The sequence below is a fragment of the Sphingomonas kaistensis genome (assembly GCF_036884275.1).
GTDB classification, from domain to species: domain Bacteria; phylum Pseudomonadota; class Alphaproteobacteria; order Sphingomonadales; family Sphingomonadaceae; genus Sphingomicrobium; species Sphingomicrobium kaistense_A.
Genome location: NZ_CP145607.1, coordinates 921,409 through 936,344 on the forward strand (window position 1 = coordinate 921,409; position 14,936 = coordinate 936,344).

Genomic DNA, 14,936 nt, shown 5'->3' on the forward strand with positions numbered 1-14,936 from the left:
ATGGCCACCACTGCAGACACGCTGAAGTTCGAGCCCGCCCACGCCGGCGGCCACGATCACGCGCATGACGATCATGATCACAAGCCGGGCTTTTTCGCCCGCTGGTTCATGTCGACCAATCACAAGGACATCGGCACCCTGTACCTGATCTTCGCGATCATGGCGGGAATCATCGGTGGCGGCATCTCGGGCATCATGCGGGCCGAGCTGATGGAGCCGGGCATCCAGTATCTGACCGGCGCCTGGCCGATCGGGTCGGGCAGCGCCAATATCGACGAAGCCTATCACCACTGGAACGTGCTGATCACCAGCCACGGCCTGATCATGGTCTTCTTCATGGTCATGCCCGCGCTGATCGGCGGTTTCGCCAACTGGTTCGTGCCGATCATGATCGGGGCGCCGGACATGGCCTTCCCGCGGATGAACAACATCAGCTTCTGGCTGACCGTTGCGGGCTTCTGTTCGCTGCTGCTGTCGACCTTCACCAGCGGCGGCACCGGCATCGGTGCGGGTACCGGCTGGACCGTCTATGCGCCACTGTCGACCAGCGGGTCGGCCGGCCCGGCGGTCGATTTCGCCATTTTCGCGCTTCACCTTGCGGGTGCGGGCTCGATCCTCGGCGCGATCAACTTCATCACGACCATCTTCAACATGCGTGCGCCGGGCATGACCCTGCACAAGATGCCGCTGTTCGTGTGGTCGATCCTGGTCACCGCTTTCCTGCTGCTGCTGGCACTGCCGGTGCTGGCGGGGGCGATCACCATGCTGCTGACCGACCGTAACTTCGGCACGGCCTTCTTCGACGCGTCGGGCGGCGGCGATCCGCTGCTGTACCAGCATCTGTTCTGGTTCTTCGGTCACCCCGAAGTCTACATCATGATCCTGCCGGCGTTCGGCATCGTCAGCCAGATCATCGCCACCTTCAGCCGCAAGCCGGTGTTCGGTTATCTCGGCATGGCCTACGCCATGGTCGCGATCGGCGTGGTCGGGTTCGTCGTGTGGGCGCACCACATGTTCACCGTCGGTCTCGACGTGAATGTGAAGATGTACTTCACCGCCGCGACCATGATCATCGCGGTCCCGACCGGGGTGAAGATCTTCAGCTGGATCGCGACCATGTGGGGCGGGTCGATCACCTTCCCGACCCCGATGCTGTTCGCGATCGGGTTCATCTTCCTATTCACCGTCGGCGGCGTGACCGGCGTCGTGCTCGCCAATGGCGGCGTCGACACCTACATGCACGACACCTATTACGTGGTGGCGCACTTCCACTACGTGCTGTCGCTGGGCGCCGTGTTCGGCCTGTTCGCGGGCTTCTACTACTGGTTCCCGAAGATGAGCGGGAAGATGTACAACGAGCTTCTCGGCAAGCTGCACTTCTTCATCATGTTCGTCGGCGTGAACCTGATCTTCTTCCCGCAGCACTTCCTCGGTCTCGACGGCATGCCGCGGCGCTACCCGGATTATCCGGACGCGTTTGCCTACTGGAACTACGTCTCGACCGTTGGTTACATGATCACGGTGGTGTCGATCGGCGTCTGGCTGCTCAACACCGTCTGGTCGCTGATGGCCGGCAAGGCCGCAGGCGACAATCCGTGGGGCGAAGGCGCGACGACGCTGGAATGGACGCTGTCCAGCCCGCCGCCGTATCACCAGTTCGACGTGCTGCCGAAGATCGACTGATCCTCGGCGACAGGTCGCGAGAAAAGGCCCGTCCTGCTTCGGCAGGGCGGGCCTTTTCGCGTTGAGGGTTAGGTGCGGGCGGGCTTGGCGACGCTGTGGAGGACGAGCGCGGTTCCGACGAGCAGCAGCGCGTCTTCGACAAAGCCGGTGCGGGCCTGGCCCCAGCGTTTCATCGCCTTCAGCCGCGCCGCGAGGCCGAGGTGGGCGGTGGTGACGGCGGTCAGCGCCGCGAGGAGGCCGCCCGCCACCCGGTGCTCGCGCGGGGCGAGCGAAGCACCCGCCGCCGCCGCCGTGAGGAAGCGCGCGGTGCTGCCTGACAGGACGGTGCGGTTGGGCGCCTTGGGCCATTTGTCGCCGACCATCTCCGCCACCGCCACAGCAAGCAGGCCGCCCGCGACCAATTTGTTGTCCAGCAGCGGCACCGGTTCACTGCCTTCGGGCAGGCGATCTTGGGCGGCGGTGATCGCTACGGCCGCGATGGGGCTGAGGGCTCGCTGCCCCGAAAGGGCGCCGATGAGAATGGATGATAGCACAAACCGTCTCCTGATAGAGTTTGCAAGGCTCAACGGTTACCGGGGCGATCGGTCCCACGATCAGGCTCTGACCCCCGCTCCCAAAGGGTATTGGAGGGCGTCACCGCTGGCGCTATCTGTTTCAAACAATGGCAAGTTGTGCCGATTATTATGCGATCCTGGGGGTCGACAGCAGCGCCGACGACGCCGCGATCCGGCTTGCCTATCGCAAGCTGATGCGGGTTTATCATCCGGACGTGAACCGCGCCGCCGAAGCGGCCGAGCAGGCGCAGTCGATCAACGAGGCTTATGCCTGCCTGAAAGATCCCGAGGAGCGCGCGGCTTATGACCGGCAGCGCGAAGCGCCGCGCACGCGGGCCAAGCCCAATTTCACCGCCGGGCAATGGTCGCCGCCGCGCGGACCCGGGTGGCAACCGCCGCGGCCCACCGCCACGGTCATCGAGGTCGAGCCCCCGCCGCACAAGATCCGCGCGAGCATCCTGCTTCTGGCGCTGATCGTCACCTTCGTCATCTTCGCCGCGACCTCGGCGATCCCGCCTGTCCAGCCGGTCGCACCGCCGGTTGTGACGGTTTCCAGCGCACCCCCAGAAGCCGCCAACTGATCATCCGAAACCTCCTTCCCCACCAAGGTAATTTAAGTTAGACTTAAACCGATTCGTGAGGGGGAAGTGACGTGACTGAACAGGAAATTCGTCGGAATGCCCGCATCCTGATGTGGCTGGTAACCGTACCACTGTGCCTTCTGCTGCTGCTTACGATCGTATTGGCAGGCAATGTCGTCAAGCAGGGCGGCGGCCATTGGGTCCCCTTCATGCTGATCTATTACACGCCCATGGCCTTTTATATCGCCGCCATTCTGATGGTCCGCTCCGCCCTGGCCCGAATTGCGTCGGGCGACCTGTTCGCAGCCGTCCTGCCGTCGCTATTCTCTCGCGCCGGAGGTGCGCTGTTGTTCGGGTCCTTGTTCAAGGAATTCGGCGTGCCCTTGCTGACGTGGATCGTGTCAGGAGCCCCTTATATCCGGCCCTTTGAGCCGTCGGCCGTCACCTTGGGGATCGTCGGCGCGCTGTTGCTGGTGGTCGGCCAATTGCTTGGCAAGGCTTCCACTGCGCAGGACGAGCTGGGCCAATTCGTCTGATGCCGGTGGTGATCACTCTCGACCGTCAACTCACCGGCACCGGTCTCACGGGTAAGGAGCTGGCGGAGCGCATCGGGATCAGCGAAACCCAGCTATCGCTGTTCCGTTCGGGGAAAGTGAAGGGTGTGCGCTTCTCGACCCTCGCCGCCATGTGCCATGCGCTCGGTTGCCGGCCGGGGGACCTGCTCGATTATGCGGCGGACGATGACGATGCAGTGCCTGCGGGCGAAGCGCGTTAGGGCGATACCTCACGCGCGGTGCGGATCAGAATCGTGGGCGAGAGCATCTGCCCCTTCATCGGCCCGGCGCCTTTGTCGGGATCGACCGGAGAGGCGAAGATCGCTTTCACAACATCCATCCCCTCGACCACCCGCCCGAACGGCGCGAAATCGTCGCCGAAGGGGATCGGGCCCAGCGTGATGAAGAAGTCGCTGCGCCCGGTGCCGGGACCGTTGTTGGCGAGAAGGATGGTGCCGGCTTCGTGCTTGATACCCGTCTTGCTTGCCGGTTCATGCGCAATCGGCGGGTAGAGCAGCCGGGCGTCCTTGGTGATGCCGGCCTGGATGAGGCCATTGCCCTCGCCGTAGGGCATGGCGCGGTAGAAGCCGACGCCGTCGTACCGCTTGGCCGCGACGTAGCGAAGGAAGTTGGCCACCGTCACCGGCGCGCGGCCGCGATCGAGTTCGAGGACGATCGGCCCCTTTTCGGTCTCAAGCCGGACCTGGACGAGGTCGGCCGCGGCGGGCGCCGTCGGGGCCGCCGCGACGGGCTGTGCGGCGAGTGCCGGGAGGGGCAGGGCGACCAGGGCCAAGGCGCTGAAAGCAAGGGCGATTCGGTTCTGCATGGCGTGAATGTAAGCGCGGCATCGCGTGGGTCCAGTGGCTTGCCGTACGGGACTGCGGTCCGGCTTCCTGTCCCGCCCAATCGCGCCTATAGGGCCGGCTTGATCATGAGCACCGTTGTCCACACCCATGACCTGCCGGCCGACTGGCGCGACCTGTTCGCGCTCACCAAGCCGCGTGTCATGACCTTGGTGGTGTTCACCGGCTTGTGCGGCCTGCTTGCAGCGCCCGGGACCATGCACCCGGTGCTGGCCTTCACCGCCGTGCTGTGCATCGCGGTGGGCGCGGGCGGGGCCGGCGCGCTCAACATGTGGTACGAGGCCGATCTCGACGCCAAGATGAAGCGCACCGCCAAACGGCCGCTTCCGGGCGGACGGCTGAAGCCCGAGACGGCGTTCCAGTTCGCGGTTGGCCTGTGCCTTGGCAGCGTGGTGCTGATGGACCTGGCGACCAATCACCTGGCGGCCGCGATCCTCGCCTTCAGCATCTTCTTCTACGTGGTGATCTATACCGCGTGGCTGAAGCGGCGGACCCCGCAAAACATCGTCATCGGCGGTGCTGCGGGCGCGTTTCCGCCGCTGATCGGCTGGGTCGCGGTGACGGGCCGGATCGAACTGTTGCCGGTGCTGCTGTTCAGCCTGATCTTTCTGTGGACCCCGCCGCATTTCTGGGCGCTCAGCCTGTTCGTGAAGAGCGACTATGCCAATGCCGGGGTGCCGATGCTGCCGGTGACGCACGGGGTGGTGAACACCCGGCGACAGATTGCGCTTTACACCGTGCCGATGGTGGCGGTGGCGGTGGCGCCGTGGCCGCTCGGGCTGACCGGTGCCATCTACGGCGTGGTGGCAAGCGTGCTGAGCGCGGTTTTCATGGCGCTGAGCCTTCGGGTGCTGGCGAACAAGGCGACTGATCCGGCGGCGATGGGGCCGGAAAAGGCGCTGTTCAAATTCTCCATCCTATATCTGTTCGCCCTGTTCGGAGCCTTGGTCGTGGATCGATTCGCATGAGCCTGCCCGAGGAAGAAGTGGTGCGCGCGCGGCAGCGCAAGGCGGCGCGAGTGACGGCCATGCTGCTGTTCGCGTTTATCGCGCTGACCTTTGCGGTGACCATCGCCAAGCTGACGGTGAACCGGTGACCGCGACGTCGATCGACCACACCGAGCTTGCCGCCAGGAACCGCAAGGTCGCGGGCCGGGCGGTGCTGTTCGTGCTGTTCATGATCGGCCTCGCTTACGCCTCGGTGCCGCTTTACCGCATCTTCTGCCAGGTGACGGGCTTTGGCGGGACCCCGATGCGCGCCGATGCGGCGCCCGGCGCGCAGGCCGCGCTGGCCCCGGTGGGCGTGCGCTTCGATGCCAATGTGAACGCCGCTTTGCCGTGGGAATTCAAACCCGAGACCAACAAGACGCGGGTCGCACCGGGCGAGCGGATCGTGACCTATTTCACCGCCAAGAACCTGACCGCGCGATCGACCACCGGCACCGCCAGCTTCAACGTCACGCCCGCCATTGCCGGGCAATATTTCAGCAAGCTCGAATGCTTCTGCTTCACCGAGCAGACTCTGACCCCCGGCCAGAAGGTCGAGATGCCGGTGGTGTTTTTCGTCGATCCCAAGATCCGCACCGATCCCGCGACGAGCCACATCGAGGAGATCACGCTCTCCTACACCTTTTACCCAGTGGAAAAGAGCGCCGAGGCTCGCTAGAGCGCGGTTCAGCATCAGTTTAGCTTGAGCTTTCGAGGACCCATGGCCGCCACTCGCAACCATCCGTATCACATCCTTCCGCCGAGCCTGTGGCCGTTGATCGGAAGCTTTTCCGGCCTCGCGCTGACCGCCGGCGGCGTGCTGTGGATGCACGACAATCCGTACGGCAAGTTCGTCCTTCTGGCGGGCCTGATGGGCGTGCTGCTGACGATGTTCAGCTGGTGGCGCGACGTGGTGCATGAAAGCCGCGCCGGCGATCACACGCCGATCGTGCAGCTTCACCTGCGCTACGGGATGATTCTGTTCATCGCGTCGGAAGTGATGTTCTTCCTCGCCTGGTTCTGGGCGTTCTTCGACAATGCGCTGTTCCCGAGCGCGGTGGAAAGCGTCGGTGGTGTGTGGCCGCCCAAGGACATGCCGGTCATCAACCCGCTCGGCTTCCCGCTTCTCAACACCCTGATCCTGCTCTGCTCGGGCACCACGGTGACCTGGGCGCACCACAGCCTGATCAACGGCGACCGCGAGGGGCTGAAGACCGGCCTGCTGGCGACCATCGCGCTCGGCGTGATCTTCAGCGCCATCCAGGCGTATGAGTATGCCCACGCGCCGTTCGGCTTCGTCAGCGCCAGCGGCGGCAACGTCTATGGCTCGACCTTCATGATGGCGACCGGTTTCCACGGCGCGCACGTGCTGATCGGGACCATCTTCCTGATCGTCTGCTATTTCCGCGCGGTGAAGGGCGACTTCACACCGCAGAAGCATTTCGGGTTCGAAGCGGCGGCCTGGTACTGGCACTTCGTCGACGTGGTGTGGCTGTTCCTGTTCGTGTCCATCTATCTGTGGGGCGGCTGGGGCGCCGAGTGGCACGGCTGATGAGCCCAAGCGGACCGGCGGGCCAGTGGCTCGCCGGCCTCTGCCCAAGATGCGAGAAGGGCCGGCTGTTTGCCGGCCCTGTTCGTTTGCGCGACCGTTGCGAAGAATGCGGGCTCGATTTCCAGCAGTTCAATGTCGGCGACGGGCCGGCGGCGTTTCTGATCCTGATTGTCGGCGCGATCCTGGTGATCGGCGCGCTGGTGGTGGACGCGGCCTATGAGCCGGCGTGGTGGGTGCATCTCGTCTGGCTGCCGATCGGGGCGGCGCTGACGCTGGGCGGCCTCAGGCTGGCCAAGGCGTGGCTGCTCGGCGCCGAATATCGCAACGCCGCGCACGAAGGGCGGCTGGTCAAGTGAAGCGGGTGCCGATCATCGCGACGATCGTAGTGCTGGCGGCGGTGGCGACGATGGTCGGCCTCGGCATCTGGCAGATTGGCCGCGCGCGCGAGAAGGAAGTGCTGCTCGCCCGCTATCAGGCGGCAACCGGACTACCGGCGATCGACTTTCCCGTGCGGGCCATGGCCCGGGACAACATGCCGCTGTTCCGGCAGAGCCGGGCGACCTGCCTCGAGCCGGTCGACGTGAAAACGGTGGCGGGCCGCAACCGCGAGGGCCGCTCGGGCTACGTGCATTGGGTCGATTGCCGGACCACCGGCGCCGAGGGGCCGGGGCTCCGGATCGATATCGGCTGGTCCGACCGGCCGCAGCAGATCGACTGGCGCGGCGGCACGGTGCGCGGGGTTATCGCGCCCGATACCGAGCGGGGCATGCGGCTGATTTCGGCCGAGGGCCTGTCCGGGCTCGAGCCGAGCGCGCCGCCCAATGTCGCCGACATTCCCAACAATCACCGCAGCTATGCCTTCCAATGGTTCGCCTTCGCGCTGTCGGCGCTGGTGATCTACGCGCTGGCGCTGAAGGGCCGGGGCAAGGCGCGGCCGTGACGAGCATCAGCACGCTTGCCAATGGCCTGACGGTCATCACCCGGCCGATGCCGGGGTTGGAGACCGCCAGCATCGCGCTGTTCGCCGATGTCGGCTCGCGGCATGAAGAGGAACGGGTCAACGGTCTTGCCCACCTGTTCGAGCATATGGTGTTCAAGGGCGCGGCCGGGCGGTCAGCGCGTCAGATCAGCGAAGCGATCGAGGATGTCGGCGGCGAACTCAACGCCTGCACCGAACGCGACCAGACCAGCTTCACCGCGGCGGTGTTGAACGATCATGTCGATCTGGCGGTGGAGCTGCTCGGCGATCTCATTGCGCGGCCCGCCTTCGATCCGGCCGAGCTGGAGCGTGAGGCCGAGGTGGTGCTGCAAGAGCTGGCCGAGGCGGAGGATACGCCGTCGGACATCATCTTCGATCATCTGTGGAGTCAGGCCTTCGCGGGGCAGGCACTCGGCCGCTCGATCCTGGGCAGCGAGGAAAGCGTGCGGGGGATCGGCCAGGACGATCTCTTCGCCTGGCGCAATCGCCATTATCGCGGCGGTTCGATGGTGCTGAGCGCGGCGGGCGCGGTGGAGCATGACGCGGTGGTAGCGCTGGCCGAGCGGCATTTGGGTGCGCTTGGCGGCGGCAAAGCACCCGAAGCCGCATCGGCGCATTTCACGGCGGAGGCGCGGCACGAGCGGGCTAAGGCCGATCAAGCGCAGATTACGTTGGCGCATGCGGCGCCGGGACAGAAAGCCGACGATTATCTCGCGGCGCGATTGTTCGCCGATATTGCGGGGGGCGGGGCATCGTCGCGCTTGTTCCAGGCGGTGCGCGAGGAGCGCGGGCTGGCCTATACGGTGAGCGCCGGACTGCATGGGCATGACGAACTGGGGCTGCTACACGTTCACGCCGCTACCGCCCGCAAGGAAGGCAAGGCGGCGCAGGCGCTGATCGACGAGGTGCTGCACGATACCGCTGCGGGTCTGGAGCAACGCGAGCTCGACCGGGCGCGGATCCAGATCCGGGCGGGGCAGGCGATGGCGCTGGAAACGCCGTGGGGGCAGGCCGCGCAAGCGGCGCGGCAATGGCTGGTGCACGACCGGCTGATCGGGCGCGAAGAGCTTGCCGCCAAGCTTGCCGCGCTCACCGTCGACGACGTGCGCGCGGCGGGTGCGCGGATGCTCAGCGGCGCGCCGGCGCGGGCGACGTTCGGAGTGGCGGCATGAGCAAGCTTCAGACCATCGTCGCCGAGCCGTGGGCCGATTGGGGCCTGATCGACAGCGGCAGCGGCCTCAAATATGAGCGCTACGGCCATATCACGGTGGTGCGGCCCGAGCCGCAGGCGATGTGGGCGCCGGTCAGCGACGACTGGGATCCGGACGCGACGTTCATGCCCGGCAGCGACGAGGAGGGCGGCGGGCGCTGGGTCCAGCACCGCCCCGTGCCGCGCAGCTGGCCGCTCCGCCGCGACGGGGTGCGGTTCGAAGCGGCGCTGACCCCCTTCCGCCATCTCGCCTTCTTCCCCGACATGGCCCCGCAATGGGATTGGATGCGCGGGCGGGCCGACGGCGCCGAGGTGATGAACCTCTTCGGCTATACCGGGGTCGGCACGTTGCTGCTGAGCGAAGCGGGCGCGCGGCTGACCCACGTCGACGCGTCCAAGAAGAGCGTCGAGCAGGGCAAGAACAATGCGCATCTGTCCGAGCTGGAGGAGCGGCCGATCCGCTGGATGATCGACGACGCCGCCAAGTTCACCGCGCGCGAGGTGCGGCGGGGGCGGCGCTATGACGGGATCCTGCTCGATCCGCCCAAGTTCGGGCGCGGGCCGACGGGCGAAGTGTGGCGGCTGGAGGAGCATCTGCCCGGACTGATCGAGGATTGCGGACGGCTGCTCGATGCAAACAGCCGGTTCCTGGTCCTGACGGTCTATGCGGTGCGGATGAGCGCGATCAGTCTGGGCGTGCTGCTTCGCCAGAAGCTAGAGCATCTCGGTGGGCGGGTCGAGATCGGCGAAATGGCGGTGCGCGAGGAAGCGCGCGGGCTGCTGCTGCCGACGGCCTTGTTCGCGCGCTGGGTGCGCGACTAGGTCCGCGCGGCGCGCAAGGCAGCGCCGGCAACGAACGGCGCGCCGGCGACCAGGAACAGGCTCACCGCCGCTTCGAGCTGAAGCGCACCCGCGCGCGGATCGCCCGCGGCCGAGGCGGCGAAGATCAGCAGGGGAATCGCGAGCGGTAGCAGCAGGAGGGCGCCGAGCGCCGAGGCCTGGCGGAGGCCGGCGGTGAGGCTGGCGGTGGCAACGGCCAGCGCGGAGAGGCCGGGAGTGCCGATCGCCAGCGTCAGAAGCGTGCGGGCCAACGCTTCGCCTGACATGCCGAGAAGCGCCGAGGCGGGGACCGCGGCGATCATCAGCGGCGGGCCGAAGCCGAGCCAGTGGGCCAGCGTGCGTACGGCGGCGACTTCCTCCATCCGAAGTCCCGACAGCGCGAGTTGGTCGAGGTAACCCGAGGCGCGATCGGGCTCGATCAGCCGCTCGATCGGGAGGAGGGCGGCAGTGAGCGCCGCGACCCACAAGAGGCCGGGACCGACCCGGGCGAGGAGCTTGCCGTCCGGCCCGACCGCGAAGGGCATCAGCGCTGCGACCAGCAGGAAAAAGATCACCGGCAGCAGCGCATTGCCGGAAAAGGTGCGGCGGAGGTCGCGGCGGAGGAGGCGGCCGATCATTGCGCCAGCTCCAGCGTGCGCCACGCGGCGCCGCTCAGCGGCTGGTGCGAGGCGGCCAGCAGCGCGCCGCCGTTGTCGAGGTGGCGGACGATCAGTTCTGCGAGAAGGTCGAGCGAGCCGGTGTCGAGGCCGTTGGCCGGCTCGTCGAGCAGCCATAGGGGAGCCCCGCTGAGCGCCACGCGGGCGAGGCTGGCGCGGCGCAGCTGGCCGGTTGAGAACAGGCGGACCGGGACGTCGGCGAGGGCGGCGAGGCCGGTGGCTTCCAGCGCCGCCGGCACGTCCCCACTGCGCGGTGCCCAGAAGGCGAGCGCCTTGGCGAGGCCAAGCTCGGGGTCCAGCGCCGGGCGTTCGTCGGCGAGCGCGCAGGGCGCCGCTTCGACCGTTCCGGCGAGCGGGCGGAGCAGCCCCGCCGCAACCCGCAGCAGGCTCGACTTGCCGGTGCCGTTGGGGCCGGTGACCAGCATCGCTTCCCCGGCGGCGAGCGTGAGATTGAGACTTTCGAACAACAGCCGCCCGCCGCGCCAGCAGGCCACGTCGCGCAGCGCGAGCAGGCTCAACCCGCGGCGTCCTCGAGCGCGTGCATGTCGTCGTCGCTGAGGCCGAAATGGTGGCCGATTTCGTGGATCAGGACGTGCGCGACGAGATGCTCGAGCGTTTCCTCGCTCTCGCTCCATTCGAGCAGGATTGGCGCGCGGTAGAGGAACACCTGATCGGGGAAGCGACCGCTTTCGTCGACGCTGCGCTCGGTCAGCGGGCGGCCGACGTAGAGGCCGGTCAGTTCGTAGGGGTCTTCGATGCCCATGTCGGCGAGCACGTCGTCCCCGGCGAATTCTTCGACCTGCAGCACGACGTCATGCGCGGTGGCGGCGAAGGGCTCGGGCAGACGATCGAGCGCCGCGCGAGCGAGGGCTTCGATCTCGGCAAGGCTGGGCGGGGGACCGAAGGCGCGCATGATGCAAGCGGTGTAGCGCGTGGGGCTCGGCTGCCAAGCGGGTTGTTCCTGCGGCTCCAAACCCCTAAGAGCCCGCGCAGTCCAGGCACAACATGAAGTGCGGAGCGGTGGCCGAGTGGTCGAAGGCGCTCGCCTGGAAAGTGAGTATACGGCAAAACCGTATCGAGGGTTCGAATCCCTCCCGCTCCGCCACCTCAGCAAATCAGCAACTAATCTTTCCCTCGCCCCCGCCAGCCATTCGTCGACGGCCACCTTTCGACGAACGGCGGATCACGGCCTTGCACCGTCGCTACAAATGTAGCACATGCTACAAATGTAGCTTCGGAGTCTCGCTGTGCTCAATCGCCTGCCACCCAAGGAACGCCAGATCGTCGACCTGCTCTATCAGCAGGGCGCACTGACCGCGTCGGAAGTGACCGACCGCCTGCCCGGAAGCCCGAGCGGCTCGGCGGTGCGGACGATGCTGAAGCGGCTGGAGGACAAGGGGTTCGTCCGCCGCGAGGATCATGAGCGCGGTTATCTCTACAGTCCGGCAGTGTCGGACCAGACCGCGCGAAAGTCGGCGCTGTCCGACGTGGTCCGGGTCTTCTTCAACGGCTCCGCCACCAGCGCCGCCAGTGCGCTGCTCGGCATGTCGGACAAGATCGAGACCAGCGAACTCGACGCGCTGGAGAAGATGATCGCCGAGGCGCGCAAGGCCAAGGGGAGCTGAGACGATGGAACTGTTGATCACCTTTGCGTGCAAGTCGGTGCTGATCGCCGGCGTCACTCTTCTCCTGCTGCGGATGCTGCGCGGCCGGTCGGCCGCCGAGCGCGGCATGGTCGCGCACCTCGGCCTGCTGGCGCTGGTCCTGTTCCCGCTGGGATCGATGTTCCTGCCCCAGCTGGTGGTGACCGCGCCGATCCTCGAGCCGATCCCGACCCAGCCGGCGCAGATCGCCGGCGGGCCGATCACCGACACGCCGCCGCTTCCGTCCGCCGAGGCATTCCAGGTCGCGGCAACGCCCGACCCATGGTGGCCGCTGCTGTACGGCATTCCGGTGGCGCTGCTGTTGGCGGTGACCCTGCTGGCGGTGCTGCGGCTGGTCACGCTGCGGGCCAAGGCGTCGGTGTTGGTCGAGCCGTCGTGGCTTTCCGCGCTGGCCCATGCCCAGCGGCGGATGGACTTCAAGAACGGCACTGCACTGCTTACCAGCAGCGAGCTCAAGTCGCCGATCAGCTGGGGTCTGTTCCGTCCGGTCATCCTCCTCAACGAGGAAGCGCTTGAAGCTCGCGCCGAGGCCGAGGCGATCATCGCCCATGAACTGGCCCATGTCCGCGGGCTCGACTGGGCCAAGCTGCTGCTCGGCCGGATCGCGACCGCATTGTTCTGGTTCAATCCTTTGGTCTGGATCCTGACCCGCGAAGCGCACCAGCTGCGCGAAGAGACGGCCGACGATGCGGTGCTCGCCGCCAATGTCGAAGGTGTCGATTATGCCCAGCTATTGGTCGGGGTCGCCCGCCACGACTGCAAGGGCCTGCTGCTCGCCAGCCACGGCGTTGCGCCGGGCAAGGGCAGCCTGACCCGCCGCGTCCAGCGCGTGCTCGACAACACGCTGCCGCGCACTCCGATGGGCAAGGGCTTTGCCGCCGGGCTGTTCCTGGGCGTGGTCGGAGCCGCGACGCCGCTTGCCGCGATCAGCTTCAGCCCGCGTGCCGCCGACGATTCTGCCGCGTCGGGCCTGTCGGTAGCCGCTGCCAGCCCCGCCGACTCGCTGCCCTCGCTGGTTGCGCAGTCGATGGCCGAAGCGACGGCCGTGACCACCGAGGCGGTCAGCATTGCCGTCTCGGGCAAGCAGGTCGCCAGCGCGGCCGCCGCCCGCGACGCCGACGCCGCCCGTGCCGAGGCGCAGGCCGCTGCCGCCGAAGCGCGCGAAGCGACTCGCCTGGCAATGGTCCATCCGCATCCCGCACCGCTTCCGCCTGCCGCGCCCGTTCCGCCGGCGCGTGTCCGCAACGTTGACGAGCAGATCGACCGCGCAATCGCGACCAAGGCGCTTGGCATCACGCCTGAATGGGCGGCCTCGATCCGCTCGGCGCTGCGCGGCATGCAGCTCGACGAGGGCGACCTCATGGGGCTTCGCGCGGTCGGGGCGACCCCCGACTGGGTGCGGGCGATGGCCGAGGCCGGCTATCGCACGGGCGACATCGGCGATCTCACCGGCGCCCGCGCCGTCGGCGTCAGCCCGTCCTATGTCGCCGAGCTGCAAGGGGCGGGCCTGCGCAACATCTCGCTCAGTGACCTGACCGCGGTGCGCGCGCTCGGTATCACCGGCCAGTCGATCCGGAAGCTGCGCGAGGCGGGCTATACCGGCCTGACGCCGAGCCGGATCATCGAGCTTCGCGCCGTGCGTATCAAGGAGTTCGCGACCGGTGCCAGCCTGCCGCCGCACAACTGGCCGCCCAACTTGCCGCGACGGAACCGAAGCGCCGCCTCGCCCGAGCCGCCGCAGACACCCGAGCCGCCCGAGCCCGACGACGGCGAATAACGCCCTCACCTGATCCGACCGATTGCCGAGACCGAACAAGCGCCCCGCCCGGGGCGAACGGGACCGGCTTGCCACCAGACTTGACGCTGAAAGGAGCATCCTCATGCACCGCTCGCTCGCCTTCTTCTTCGCGCTGATCCTCGCCACCGTGAGCATCGCCACCACCGGCCTTGCCGCCGATGCCGACATCCTTCGCTTCGAGGTGTCCAACTCGGGCAAGGACCGTCTCCAGCTCGCGCTGCGCCGTAACCAGGCGCCGGGGCGCACGTCGGGATCCACCTTCGAGGTCCGCGGACTGGCCGGTTTCGACCGCGCCGCGCTGACGAGGGACGGCGTTCCGGTCCGCTTCGCCCTGGTCCGCGAGCCCGGCCGGCTCGATTGCTCGGGCCGCAGTGAAGGCCGCCGGGCGCGGGGCAATTGCCGCTTCACCGGCGATCCGGCCTTTGCCTCCTTCCTGGTCGCCGCAGGCATGCGCCGCCCGACCGAGGGCGAGTGGATCGACCTGACCATGGTCGGCGCCAAGCGTTCGCTGGTCGAAGCGCTGCGTCAAGGCCGCTACGCCATGCCGTCCCCACGCGGACTGGCCGGCCTGACCGCGCTCAATGTCACGCCCGACTACATCCGCACCATGGCCGCCTCGGGCTATCGCCCGCGCCGGACTGAAGACTTCATCACGCTGAAGGCGCTCGACGTCTCGCCCGCCTATATCGCCTCGCTGAAGCGCGTGGGCTACGACCGGGTGCCGGTCGAGGAACTGATTCAGCTGAAGGCGCTGGGCGTCACCGCCGAGTTCATCGCCAGCTACCAGCGCCGGGGCTATCGCAACCTGTCGGTGTCGCGGCTGGTGCAGCTGAAGGCGCTTGGCATCCTGCCCGAGGAGATCGGACGCAGCGGATCGCGCCGACCGGTCGCGATGACCAGCGAAGGCGCGCCGGCGATCATGAGCGCGCTTCTGCCCTGAGCGGACCGCCGCTCGTCCACCCATCGAAACAGCAGTGTCGCTGATGACAACCGCCTTTTGGCGGAGGCCGGACTGC

20 protein-coding genes and 1 tRNA gene are annotated in these 14,936 nt (G+C 67.3%); 16 read left to right on the forward strand and 5 right to left on the reverse strand.

Going from position 1 to position 14,936, the window contains the following annotated elements:
- Positions 1-1,683, forward strand: a complete 1,683-nt coding sequence (ctaD, locus tag V6R86_RS04395) for a cytochrome c oxidase subunit I (protein ID WP_338502455.1) — start codon at positions 1-3, stop codon at positions 1,681-1,683.
- Between the two features lie 68 nt (positions 1,684-1,751).
- On the opposite strand, the gene V6R86_RS04400 is transcribed toward ctaD, so the two are convergent.
- A complete protein-coding gene (locus V6R86_RS04400; protein ID WP_338502457.1) occupies positions 1,752-2,216 on the reverse strand; it encodes a DUF4126 domain-containing protein in 465 nt (154 codons plus the stop codon).
- A gap of 128 nt (positions 2,217-2,344) precedes the next feature.
- Here V6R86_RS04400 and V6R86_RS04405 point away from each other — a divergent pair, with 128 nt between their 5' ends.
- The 3 genes from V6R86_RS04405 to V6R86_RS04415 all read left to right on the forward strand — a co-directional run bounded on the left by V6R86_RS04405 (position 2,345) and on the right by V6R86_RS04415 (position 3,593).
- Complete coding sequence (locus V6R86_RS04405; protein WP_338502459.1) at positions 2,345-2,818, forward strand: J domain-containing protein; 474 nt, start codon at positions 2,345-2,347, stop codon at positions 2,816-2,818.
- A 71-nt stretch (positions 2,819-2,889) separates the two neighbouring features.
- Positions 2,890-3,354, forward strand: a complete 465-nt coding sequence (locus tag V6R86_RS04410; protein WP_338502461.1) for a hypothetical protein — start codon at positions 2,890-2,892, stop codon at positions 3,352-3,354.
- A complete protein-coding gene (locus V6R86_RS04415; RefSeq protein WP_338505403.1) occupies positions 3,303-3,593 on the forward strand; it encodes a helix-turn-helix transcriptional regulator in 291 nt (96 codons plus the stop codon). Before V6R86_RS04410 ends, V6R86_RS04415 begins: the two co-directional genes overlap by 52 nt.
- Here the strand turns inward: V6R86_RS04415 and V6R86_RS04420 are convergent.
- A complete protein-coding gene (locus V6R86_RS04420; protein WP_338502463.1) occupies positions 3,590-4,198 on the reverse strand; it encodes a peptidylprolyl isomerase in 609 nt (202 codons plus the stop codon). The two genes, V6R86_RS04415 and V6R86_RS04420, sit on opposite strands and share 4 nt — an antisense overlap.
- Before the next feature lie 105 nt (positions 4,199-4,303).
- Here V6R86_RS04420 and V6R86_RS04425 point away from each other — a divergent pair, with 105 nt between their 5' ends.
- From V6R86_RS04425 to V6R86_RS04460, 8 genes are read left to right on the forward strand one after another with little or no spacing between them, the layout of a single operon-like run.
- Positions 4,304-5,203 carry a heme o synthase gene (locus V6R86_RS04425; RefSeq protein WP_338502465.1) on the forward strand — a complete coding sequence of 300 codons (900 nt, stop codon included), beginning with the start codon at positions 4,304-4,306 and terminating at the stop codon, positions 5,201-5,203.
- The gene (locus tag V6R86_RS04430; protein ID WP_338502467.1) at positions 5,200-5,331 is read left to right on the forward strand and encodes a hypothetical protein; all 132 of its coding nucleotides are present in this window, start codon (positions 5,200-5,202) and stop codon (positions 5,329-5,331) included. Before V6R86_RS04425 ends, V6R86_RS04430 begins: the two co-directional genes overlap by 4 nt.
- Positions 5,328-5,900, forward strand: a complete 573-nt coding sequence (locus tag V6R86_RS04435) for a cytochrome c oxidase assembly protein (RefSeq protein WP_338502469.1) — start codon at positions 5,328-5,330, stop codon at positions 5,898-5,900. Before V6R86_RS04430 ends, V6R86_RS04435 begins: the two co-directional genes overlap by 4 nt.
- 42 nt (positions 5,901-5,942) lie before the next feature.
- Complete coding sequence (locus V6R86_RS04440) at positions 5,943-6,773, forward strand: cytochrome c oxidase subunit 3 (RefSeq protein WP_338502471.1); 831 nt, start codon at positions 5,943-5,945, stop codon at positions 6,771-6,773.
- Positions 6,773-7,129 (forward strand): DUF983 domain-containing protein, encoded by a 357-nt coding sequence (locus V6R86_RS04445; protein WP_338502473.1) that lies wholly within the window; start codon positions 6,773-6,775, stop codon positions 7,127-7,129. The genes V6R86_RS04440 and V6R86_RS04445 overlap by 1 nt, the downstream gene beginning before the upstream one ends.
- Positions 7,126-7,713 (forward strand): SURF1 family protein, encoded by a 588-nt coding sequence (locus tag V6R86_RS04450; RefSeq protein WP_338502475.1) that lies wholly within the window; start codon positions 7,126-7,128, stop codon positions 7,711-7,713. Before V6R86_RS04445 ends, V6R86_RS04450 begins: the two co-directional genes overlap by 4 nt.
- On the forward strand, positions 7,710-8,924 hold the full coding sequence (locus V6R86_RS04455) for a pitrilysin family protein (protein WP_338502477.1): 1,215 nt from the start codon (positions 7,710-7,712) through the stop codon (positions 8,922-8,924). Before V6R86_RS04450 ends, V6R86_RS04455 begins: the two co-directional genes overlap by 4 nt.
- On the forward strand, positions 8,921-9,784 hold the full coding sequence (locus V6R86_RS04460; RefSeq protein ID WP_338502478.1) for a class I SAM-dependent methyltransferase: 864 nt from the start codon (positions 8,921-8,923) through the stop codon (positions 9,782-9,784). The genes V6R86_RS04455 and V6R86_RS04460 overlap by 4 nt, the downstream gene beginning before the upstream one ends.
- Here V6R86_RS04460 and V6R86_RS04465 read toward each other — a convergent pair.
- From V6R86_RS04465 to V6R86_RS04475, 3 genes are read right to left on the reverse strand one after another with little or no spacing between them, the layout of a single operon-like run.
- Positions 9,781-10,419, reverse strand: coding sequence for a heme exporter protein CcmB (locus tag V6R86_RS04465; RefSeq protein ID WP_338502480.1), 639 nt, complete (start codon positions 10,417-10,419; stop codon positions 9,781-9,783). The genes V6R86_RS04460 and V6R86_RS04465 overlap by 4 nt on opposite strands.
- Positions 10,416-10,976 (reverse strand): heme ABC exporter ATP-binding protein CcmA, encoded by a 561-nt coding sequence (gene ccmA / locus V6R86_RS04470; protein WP_338502482.1) that lies wholly within the window; start codon positions 10,974-10,976, stop codon positions 10,416-10,418. The genes V6R86_RS04465 and ccmA overlap by 4 nt, the downstream gene beginning before the upstream one ends.
- Entirely contained in the window at positions 10,973-11,371 is a 399-nt protein-coding gene (locus V6R86_RS04475) for a metallopeptidase family protein (protein WP_338502484.1), read from the reverse strand. The genes ccmA and V6R86_RS04475 overlap by 4 nt, the downstream gene beginning before the upstream one ends.
- Before the next feature lie 101 nt (positions 11,372-11,472).
- Between V6R86_RS04475 and V6R86_RS04480 the strand changes: the two genes are divergently transcribed.
- The 4 genes from V6R86_RS04480 to V6R86_RS04495 all read left to right on the forward strand — a co-directional run bounded on the left by V6R86_RS04480 (position 11,473) and on the right by V6R86_RS04495 (position 14,860).
- Positions 11,473-11,563 (forward strand) — tRNA-Ser (locus V6R86_RS04480).
- Positions 11,564-11,705: 142 nt separating this feature from the next.
- On the forward strand, positions 11,706-12,083 hold the full coding sequence (locus V6R86_RS04485; RefSeq protein WP_338502485.1) for a BlaI/MecI/CopY family transcriptional regulator: 378 nt from the start codon (positions 11,706-11,708) through the stop codon (positions 12,081-12,083).
- A 4-nt stretch (positions 12,084-12,087) separates the two neighbouring features.
- Positions 12,088-13,899, forward strand: a complete 1,812-nt coding sequence (locus tag V6R86_RS04490; protein ID WP_338502486.1) for a M56 family metallopeptidase — start codon at positions 12,088-12,090, stop codon at positions 13,897-13,899.
- 103 nt (positions 13,900-14,002) lie between these two features.
- A complete protein-coding gene (locus V6R86_RS04495) occupies positions 14,003-14,860 on the forward strand; it encodes a hypothetical protein (RefSeq protein WP_338502488.1) in 858 nt (285 codons plus the stop codon).
- Positions 14,861-14,936: the final 76 nt, after the last annotated feature.